The 9193-nt window shown below is 55.9% G+C and carries 7 protein-coding genes; 5 read left to right on the top strand and 2 right to left on the bottom strand.

The genetic code is table 11. From position 1 onward, the window contains the following. The first annotated feature begins 498 nt into the window (after window positions 1-498). Window positions 499-1257, top strand: coding sequence for a glycosyltransferase family 2 protein (locus VAE55_RS02990; RefSeq protein WP_322814334.1), 759 nt, complete (start codon window positions 499-501; stop codon window positions 1255-1257). Here VAE55_RS02990 and VAE55_RS02985 read toward each other — a convergent pair. Continuing rightward, complete coding sequence (locus tag VAE55_RS02985; protein WP_322814333.1) at window positions 1254-1910, bottom strand: Crp/Fnr family transcriptional regulator; 657 nt, start codon at window positions 1908-1910, stop codon at window positions 1254-1256. The genes VAE55_RS02990 and VAE55_RS02985 overlap by 4 nt on opposite strands. 172 nt (window positions 1911-2082) lie before the next feature. Between VAE55_RS02985 and VAE55_RS02980 the strand changes: the two genes are divergently transcribed. Next, the gene (locus VAE55_RS02980) at window positions 2083-3735 is read left to right on the top strand and encodes a peptide ABC transporter substrate-binding protein (RefSeq protein ID WP_322814332.1); all 1653 of its coding nucleotides are present in this window, start codon (window positions 2083-2085) and stop codon (window positions 3733-3735) included. A 30-nt stretch (window positions 3736-3765) separates the two neighbouring features. Further along, on the top strand, window positions 3766-4818 hold the full coding sequence (locus VAE55_RS02975; RefSeq protein ID WP_322814331.1) for an AAA family ATPase: 1053 nt from the start codon (window positions 3766-3768) through the stop codon (window positions 4816-4818). Window positions 4819-4858: 40 nt separating this feature from the next. Here VAE55_RS02975 and VAE55_RS02970 read toward each other — a convergent pair whose 3' ends face one another. After that, window positions 4859-5737: a DNA adenine methylase gene (locus VAE55_RS02970; protein ID WP_322814330.1), complete on the bottom strand. Its 879-nt coding sequence runs from the start codon at window positions 5735-5737 to the stop codon at window positions 4859-4861. 354 nt (window positions 5738-6091) lie between these two features. Here VAE55_RS02970 and VAE55_RS02965 point away from each other — a divergent pair, with 354 nt between their 5' ends. Continuing rightward, complete coding sequence (locus tag VAE55_RS02965) at window positions 6092-6856, top strand: hypothetical protein (protein WP_322814329.1); 765 nt, start codon at window positions 6092-6094, stop codon at window positions 6854-6856. 280 nt (window positions 6857-7136) lie between these two features. After that, window positions 7137-9176 carry an alpha-1,4-glucan--maltose-1-phosphate maltosyltransferase gene (locus VAE55_RS02960; protein ID WP_322814328.1) on the top strand — a complete coding sequence of 680 codons (2040 nt, stop codon included), beginning with the start codon at window positions 7137-7139 and terminating at the stop codon, window positions 9174-9176. Window positions 9177-9193: the final 17 nt, after the last annotated feature.

Raw genomic sequence — 9193 nt, 5'->3', positions numbered from 1 at the left:
GGAAGGATGACGACTATCTCCGGTGCCATCACGCACTGGATTGATTGCCTTGCCCGTGCGTGATGCACGTGTCGCAGCATTTGGAGTGCAGCAGCCATGCTGCCGCGCCAGCCGTGCTCACGATGCGGCGCGTGTCTGACGTTGACCCTGCTGGTAACGGAGATGCTGAGTGTGATCGTCTCGATTATGGGGTCTGACAGTAGTTTATGAGATAACTTCGACATACACCCGACATCGAGCACGGTGAGTGCGGGAATGTGGCTTGCGCACGCCAAACCACGAAACGTACACGATGTGTCATCCAGCGCGTGATTACGCTGCGAATGAGCGACAGCGTTTATCTCTTCCTTTCCTGCAAGCAGGTAGGTTGTAAACGTTCATCAGCTTGTGCCACCGTCACAGTAGCACAGCTTTACGTTCAGCCCCTGGCGAGGAGTGCGCGACGCCTGTGTTATAATCAGCCGGCGGCATTTCAAACGGCGCATGGAGTTCAACTATATGGACAAACGACCCAGTATCAGCGTCTTTTTTCCCGCCTGCAATGATGCCGGCACAATTGGCAGTATGGTGGTTGCGGCTATCGAGACGCTGGAAGACATTACCGATGATTACGAGGTGATTGTTGTCGAGAATGGAAGCACTGACTACACGGTTGACGTTCTCGAATCACTGGCAAAGCGCTATGATCGGCTGCGCGTGTACACACATCGCCAGGCGTTAGGGTACGGTGGAGCGTTACGGGTTGGCTTTGCCAAAGCAACGAAAGACCTGATCTTCTATACCGACGGCGATGCGCAGTACGATCCACGCGAACTCAAGCTCCTCTTACCGGCACTGCGTGACGATATCGATATTGTGAATGGCTGGAAGATAGATCGCGGTGACCCGTTGCATCGCATTATCATCGGTCGTATCTACCACCACACAGTGAAATTTCTCTTCGGCTTTAAATTGCGCGATGTTGACTGCGATTTTCGGCTTATTCGCCGGCATGTATTCGACGATATTGAGCTGGAATCAGACAGCGGGACGATCTGTCTGGAGCTGGTGAAGAAGCTACAAGATGCCGGCTATCGCTTCGCCGAAGTACCGGTTCATCACTACCACCGCACCTACGGCAAGAGTCAGTTCTTCAACTTCCCACGGCTCTGGCGCACCTTTGTTCAGCTTATTGGCCTGTGGTGGAAGCTGGTGGTACGTCGTGAGCACATGCGCAAGCGCAAAAAGCACCTGGCACCTGAAGAGATCACTCGCTAACTCTGGGCCAGCTCGCGTAGCCGGGATGGGTTCAACAGGGTAATGCCGGAACTATCCACGTCGAGCAGACGGGCATCGCGGAACTGATTAATGACCTTAGTCACGGTTTCGCGATACGCATTGATCATATCAGCAAGCTGTTGATGGGTGCGCCGGGGCAAGCGATTCGGTTGCGGGGCAGCCACCTGTTGCGTCTCCGACATTTCGAGGAGGACTGAAGCTAACCGGGCCGGAACTGACTTAAAGGCCACCTCCTCAATTCGTCGGCTCACGATCATGCGTTGTTGACCGAGAAGTTCGAGCATTGCCATGGCCAGCGTTCCGTCTTTCGCCATTGCTTGCAGTATCTCACTCCGGGGAACAGCCATCACCCGTACCGGTGTCAATGCCTCGGCAAACGTATCATAGGTTGCGTCACTCTCAAAGACGCTCAAACCAAACACCTGCCGCTCTTCAACGACACGCACCGTGAGTAGCCGTCCTTCGCGTGACGCAAGATGTAACCCAACCTGACCACTCATTAGCAGGTAAAGGGTTTGTGCCGGTTGGGTCGGAGTGTAGATTGTGTTGTGCCGGCGAAAGGATTGCGCCTGTCCAAAAGGGCTTAAACGATCCCAGACGATCACTTCCGCTTCTTGCAGCCGTGAGGTCATTGTGATTCCCTTTCCGTGCCCCGGTGTTCGGTCGGAATTGTGTTTCTGCATTGCTTTTGTATTGTACCATAAGGTTTCGGTAGGTGCTGCCCAATAAAATAAGCGTTGGTATAATATTTCTATGCATAATGATTACAGGCTTTGCCACAACCGATTGCCATTCATCTTGATTATGTTGAGCGTCCTTCTGGCTGCATGTGCCACGCTCTCCCCACCGACGCCAACGGCGACGATGCTGCCTACAGCCACGCTCCCACCAACGGCAACCCCACTTCCCCGTGGTGGTACACTGAGCATACGAATTGCTGCTCCTGTTACCGATCTGCGTCCCTGGCAGCCACGTTCTCGTGGTGAAGAACATCTGATCAGTCTGCTCTACAGTGGTTTGATGCGTCTTGATGCCGATCTGTGGCCAACCCCCGATCTGGCCGAGCGGCTTGACATTGATGTCGATGGACGACGATTGACGTTTACGCTCCGCCAGAACGTGTACTGGCACGACGGTGAACCACTGACGGCTGCCGATGTGCTCTTCACGCTGGCAGCGCTGCGCAGTCTGCCCGAAACCAGTACTGCCCTCCTGGTCGACCTGCGCTACATTGCTGCGGCGTCTGCCCCTGATGAACGCACGGTCGTGATTGAGTTGCGCAGCCGCTATGCGCCGATGCTGAGCCTGCTGGCCGTTCCTATCTTACCCCGTCACCTGTTTGCCGGGCGTGATGTGAGTCAGATCAATTTTCTTGATCAGCCAATTGGAAGCGGCCCTTTTCGTCTGCGGGAACGGCAGGCCGATGGTAGTTTGGTGCTGGAACGACACGATCAGTATCACCACGGTTCGCCGCTCCTCGATCAGGTGGAGCTGACAGTCACGCCGGAAACAGCGATAGCTCAGCAAGCCCTTCGTGATGGGCAATTGCTGGTGGCCGAACTGCCCTGGGGTGCGCAGGATGCGCTCGGAGAGGTCACAACCTTGCGTAGTGGCAGTATTCCTGAAAATGGAGTCTACTTTCTGGCCTTCAATTTGCGTCCCGGTCGTCCGTTTGCCGATGTGCGCCTGCGGCAGGCGCTGGCAACGGCTATCGATTTGCCTCGCCTGGTGGAGACGGCAACCAAGGGTGTGGGTGTGCCGGTCGGCAATGGCGCCTTGCCGGGTAGCTGGGCCGATCTGACGCCGCCACTGCCGGCCGGCGACCTTCCGGCTGCACGCGAGATACTTGATGCCGCCGGTTGGGTATTGCCTCCCGGTGCGACAATCCGCCAACGGGAGGGAGTACCGCTGATCGCCCGCCTCTACGTTCGGAACGATGATGAACGGCGATTGGTGGCTGCCCGTCGCATCGCCGAGATTGCTGCCAGCATCGGTATCCAGATTGTCGTGGAACCGGCTGATTTCGCAACCGTCATTCTGGCGCGCTATGTGGCGCCATACGATTTCGACCTCTTGTTGGGAAGCTGGTTGAACGGCGCCGGTGATCCGAACTTTGCCGATACGATGTTCTACGACCCCGATGATTTTGCACTCTTCCATTCCAGTCAGCTTGAACAGGGGCCGGATGATACCCGATCCACCCGCAATTTTGTTGGCTTTAACGATCCGGTGTACGACGAGCAGGCACTGATTGCCCGTCAGCTCTACGGTCGTGAGGAACGGCGCAGTGCAATTGCCCAGGCCCAGGCTCGTCTGGCCGAGGAATTGCCTTATCTCTACCTATGGGTTGATCGCACCGCAGTCGTGATCAACACACGGGTACAAACGCTTGACGGGCCGGTTGATCTGACGACACCGCGCTACTTGTGGAATATTGAACGCTGGTACCTTCAGTAACCCGGTAAACAGGTTAGCGGTGGAGGTCGCATGAAAAATCCCTTCGCTGAGCGCGGACGGATTACCGATCCGAGCAAATTTGTTGGTCGCTGGCGCGAGCTGGGAGCGGCATGTGAACAACTCGAACGCCGTCGCCCACTCTTGCTGTACGGGCCGAGCGGGAGTGGTCGATCATCGCTGTTGACGCACCTGGCACAGGCCGCTGGAGCAGTGCTGGAAATCCCCAATCTGAACGCCTTCTACCTTGATCTTTCCCTGTTGCCTGATGCGGCGACAACGTATGGTCTGATTGTTCGTGCTCTGGGAGGGAGTGAACCAACGATTGCGGCTCTGGAACAGCGTCTGGCGGCTGGTGGCAGGCCCGTCTTGATCTGTCTCGATGGCATCGAGGCTGCGATTACCGCCGGCTGGGGGGAAGACCTGCTCGAACGATTGGGCCGCCTGGCCCGGCGAAGTGCGCCCGGCTACCACGGAGTAGCCGGGCCGACCGGGCAAACGCTGGCTTACGATCTGATGGTTGTCGGAGCCATCCGTGGCACACCACCCCTGCTGAGTGAACCGTTCGCCACGGTGCGGCTGGGGCCATTGAGCTTCGCCGAAGCGCGCCTTTTGCTCGATAGCTACCTCGAAGAAGGTGAGCGTCTGTTTAGTGCTGATGAAGTACGCGAGTTGATGACGCTGAGTGCCGGTCAGCCGGCCTTCTTGCAGCGTGCGGCTTACCATCTCTACGAGACGCGCCGGCGGCCAACATACCGCTGGCGGAAAGCGTACCGGGCCGAGCTACGCGAACATCCACCGCTCGATAACCCCTTACCACCTGCTATTTTCGAGACGGACGAAGACGATGACGACGAAACTGATGATACGCTACCCGAACAGCAAGAGAGTGCAACGCCGGTGCGCCGTCGTTTGCGGGCCAGTCATCCGCCCGGTGACGATTTGCGTCCGCTGCTGGCAGCCGTTGGGCCGTTGCTGGCCGGTCTGATCAGTTTTCAGGCCAGTAGTTCCTGGCCGGTAGGTATCGCAATTGGTGCCGCAGGTTATCTGGCCGTGATCGCCTGGAACTGGCGCCGGAGCGGGTAGACGCATCTATTCGTTGACAGGCCGTGTACCGGCACACATTCTAATCACTGGCAAGCTTGTGTGGAGTGAACACGCCAGCCGGAAAACTACAGGCAATCAGCTCTTCAACCAGCCCGCGACGTGAGCCGTTGCAATTAATTTTACGACTGGCCAGCACAACATCGACCCGGCAGGCGTTGGCGTACAACTGATGTGCCAGGGTTGTTGATGAATTCGAGAGCATCACGAAACAATTCCGCGCTGCCAGTTGATGAAAGACCAGGGCAAGCCGACGCTGTTCGCTTTCGTCGAAGCCGCGTCGTGTGTAACTGGTGAAGGATGCGGTGCTACTCACCGGCACATACGGCGGATCAAAGTAGACAAAATCACCTGCCTGTGCCTCATTAAGGACAGTGACGAAATCGGCTACCCGAAGATCAACATTACGTAAGGCCCGACTCACTTCACGGAGATTATCGCTGTCAACGATCTGCGGGTTCTTGTAATAGCCGAAGGGGGCGTTGAACTGCCCCTTATTGTTCAGGCGATAGAGGCCATTGTAGCAGGTACGATTGAGAAAAATTGTGCGGGCTGCGCGTTCCACCCGTGAGCGACGGGCGAAATCTGGTTGGCGATCCCAACTGCGAATATCGTAGAAGAAATCACGGTCGGTCGCATACGGGCGCAGACGATGCAGCAGTTCAATCAGATCCTCAACCTCATCACGAACAGCAATGTAACAGTCGATCAGTTCCGCGTTGAGGTCGCTCAGCATGGCCCCGTGTCGCAACAGACCATTGTTCCAGAGGTAAAAGAAGAGTGCGCCACCACCGACAAACGGCTCGTGATAGCGGCCAAAACGCTCTGGAATGCGCCGCGAAAGCTCTGGCAAGAGCTGACTTTTCCCACCAGCCCACTTGAGGAATGGACGCGCAGGCACACAAGGCTCCTCGCCAAACCTGCCTGGTCTGGCAGGTTCGACTCCCATATGCGGTTATTGAGAATTGGATTATAACATATCGCATAGAAGAGCTATGTGCAAAACGGCCACGGCCTGATCTGGCGTCGGGTTGGTGTGTGGCGACACCACCGGCACCAGCACCACATGATTTTCGGCACGGGCTGAAGCCTGGGCCACAGGGAAGCACACGTTTTGAGCTGTTGGATAACAGACTTCAGGACGCAACCTCGTATAATAGGAGCTACACAGTAGAAACACCAGATGAAGAGCTGCGATTGATTGACGGGCACGCCAGTGTATTACTTTTATAACCTGTCTATATGAGAGGATGCCATGCAGATTGATATCCGACCGGTGACAACGTATGCCGAATATCGGGCGTGCGAACAGCTTCAGCAACTGGTATGGGGTGACGAGTTTGTGGTGCCGCTCAACTTACTGACCACCGTGCAGCGCAACGGTGGGTTGGTGTTAGGGGCATTCAAAGGTGACGAACTGGTCGGCTTTGTCTTTGGTTTTCTGGCGCGCACTGCCGACGGACGGTTAAAACATGCTTCACATATGGCAGCAGTCCACCCCGATCTGCGCGATGCCCGGATTGGCGAACAACTCAAACGGGCGCAACGCGAGTTGGTGTTGGCCCAAGACCTGGAACTGATGACATGGACGTTTGATCCGCTGCTAGCCCGAAATGCCCATCTCAATCTGCACAAACTCGGCACCATCAGCCGTACCTACCTGCGGAATGTGTATGGGCCTGAGCCAGAACTCGTTGATGGCATCCTGCCCAGCGACCGTTTTCAGGTCGAGTGGTGGCTGGTACACTCGCCATTTGCCCGCCCATCAGCCGATCAGGTTGCCAGATCACCATTGCTCAACCCAACACTAGATACGCCGGTGCAGATCACCCATGAACCGGTCGTGCGGCTGGCTATTCCTGCCGATTTTGCTGCTCTTCAGCAGCACGATCCAGCAATTGCCCAGGCCTGGCGTTATCATTTTCGGGCCTGGGCTGAAGCTGCCTTTGCCGCCGGGTATGTCGTTGTCGATTTTGTGCGTGCAGAGAACTACTATGTGCTGGTTTCGGCAGATGCTTAGACGACCAACACAAGTTACCAATCAGTACCGCATGCAACTAGTTTGACACATCCCGCCGGGGAACGTACAATCAAAAGGGCAGGCATACTGAACATTGTCATAGATCACGGACATGCCCGGCATGCGGCTTGCCGGCCCATACGGTTTGTCGTATATCATTTGCTGGCGCTTCATCACAGATTATCAATACCCCAGCATACGACGTACCGACCTATACGGTTTGTCGTCTATCGCAAGTGCACAAAACGCACATTGCTTGCTGTCAGATTGAGGAGGTCTAATGACCGTCAAGGAGTCACGCACTCGTACTCGCCGCACGGCGGCAAAAGCGAAACTCGATCTATCAGTGATCGGTGAAGGACGGCGACGGGTCATTATTGAAGCGGTTGAGCCAATCATTGATGGTGGTCGTTATCCGGTGAAGCGAATCATCGGTGATACGCTGGTGGTCAGTTGCGATCTGTTTGCCGATGGTCATGATGAACTGGCAGCGGTAGTACGCCATCGACCGGTAGGCGCCAAGACATGGCATGAAGCACCAATGCGCTTACTGGTCAATGATCGTTGGGAAGGTCAGTTTACCCTGAATAGCATCGGTCGGCATGAGTTTCAGGTTGTGGCCTGGATCGACCGTTTCGCGACCTGGGTGCATCAACTTGAGAAGCGGTTGGCTGCCGGGCAAGATGTGCGGGTCGATTTGCAGATCGGTGCCGCGCTGGTTGGTGAGGCTGCGCACAATGCCAGTGGCGCTGATGCTGCGGTGCTACATATCGCCGAAGCGGCCCTGATTGCCGGTGACGTTGATACAGCCTTTGCTGCTGAAATCCACTCCTTGATGGCTGTCCATTTGCCACGCCGATTTGCTACCGAGTCTGAGATTTACCCGATAACAGTCGAACGCGAACGGGCACGCTTTTCCGCCTGGTACGAGCTGTTTCCCCGCTCGGCGGCTGACGAGCCGGGTCGCCACGGCACGTTCCGCGATGTGATCAAGCGGCTGCCGTACATTGCCGAACTCGGTTTTGATGTGCTGTACCTGCCACCGATCCATCCGATTGGGTACACCTTCCGCAAAGGTAAAAATAACAGCCTGAATGCCGGCCCCAACGATCCGGGCAGCCCATGGGCGATTGGGAATGCCGATGGTGGGCATATGAGCATTCATCCCGAATTGGGCACCCTGGATGATTTTCGGGCGATAGTGCGCGAAGCGCAGAAATACGGTATCGAAGTAGCACTTGACATCGCGTTCCAATGCTCACCCGATCATCCGTATGTGCGTGAGCATCCAGAGTGGTTCCGCGCTCGCCCAGACGGAACCATCCAGTATGCTGAGAATCCACCGAAAAAATATCAGGATATCTACCCGTTCGATTTTGAATCGGAAGACTGGCAGGGATTGTGGCAAGAACTGCGCCGGGTCTTCGAGTTCTGGATCGAGCAGGGTGTGCGTATCTTTCGGGTGGATAACCCGCATACCAAGAGCTTTCGCTTCTGGGATTGGTGTCTGAACTCGCTGAAGAGTGCGCATCCCGACCTGATCTTTCTCTCGGAAGCGTTCACCCGGCCAAAAGTGATGTACCATCTGGCCAAGATTGGCTTTACGCAGAGCTATACCTATTACACCTGGCGCACTACCAAACACGAGTTGACCAGCTATCTGCAGGAATTGAATACCCGTCCGGTTAGTGATTTCTTCATTCCCAATTTCTGGCCGAATACGCCTGACATTCTGACCCCACAATTTTACGCTGGTCAGCGCTCGGTGTTTATGACCCGCGCTGCGATGGCGGCGACGTTGACGGCCAGTTGGGGTATGTATGGCCCGGTGTATGAATTGATGGAGCACACGCCGGTAGCCGGACGCGAAGAGTACATTAACAATGAGAAGTACGAAATCCGGCACTGGAATCTCGATGCACCGCACAGCCTGCGCGGCTATATCGGCCAGCTCAATCGGATTCGGCGTGAACATCCGGCCCTTCACCGGAATGACACCCTGCGATTCCACCGCGTAGACATCGATTTTCACGAGCACGAGTGGTTGCTCGCGTATAGCAAGACCTCACCGGACGGTAGCGACATCATTCTAGTGGTGGTCAATCTTGACCCTGAACGTACCCATAGTGGTTGGGTGCAGGTGCCGCTGAACGACTGGAACGTGAACGGCGTGTTCCAGGCCCACGATCTGTTGACGGACGCACGTTACACCTGGTCGGGAGAGTTTAACTACGTGCAGCTCAGCCCGATGGCTCCCGTCCATATCTTTTGTATTCGCCGGCTCCGCCGTGACGAGCGCGGCTTTGAGTATTTCGCCTGATAGTTGTACGATGAGGG

It is taken from the genome of Chloroflexus sp. (assembly GCF_034432675.1).
Taxonomy (GTDB): Bacteria; Chloroflexota; Chloroflexia; order Chloroflexales; family Chloroflexaceae; genus Chloroflexus.
The sequence above is the reverse complement of the archived record's forward strand: the minus strand, read 5'-3'. Positions and strand labels throughout refer to the sequence as shown.

Bases quoted from the DNA above. Each gene is read 5' to 3' on its own strand.
- VAE55_RS02960 (WP_322814328.1), top strand. From the start codon at position 7,137: ATGACCGTCAAGGAGTCACGCACTCGTACTCGCCGCACGGCGGCAAAA.
- VAE55_RS02975 (WP_322814331.1), top strand. From the start codon at position 3,766: ATGAAAAATCCCTTCGCTGAGCGCGGACGGATTACCGATCCGAGCAAA.
- VAE55_RS02965 (WP_322814329.1), top strand. From the start codon at position 6,092: ATGCAGATTGATATCCGACCGGTGACAACGTATGCCGAATATCGGGCG.
- VAE55_RS02985 (WP_322814333.1), bottom strand. From the start codon at position 1,910: ATGACCTCACGGCTGCAAGAAGCGGAAGTGATCGTCTGGGATCGTTTA.
- VAE55_RS02990 (WP_322814334.1), top strand. From the start codon at position 499: ATGGACAAACGACCCAGTATCAGCGTCTTTTTTCCCGCCTGCAATGAT.
- VAE55_RS02980 (WP_322814332.1), top strand. From the start codon at position 2,083: ATGTTGAGCGTCCTTCTGGCTGCATGTGCCACGCTCTCCCCACCGACG.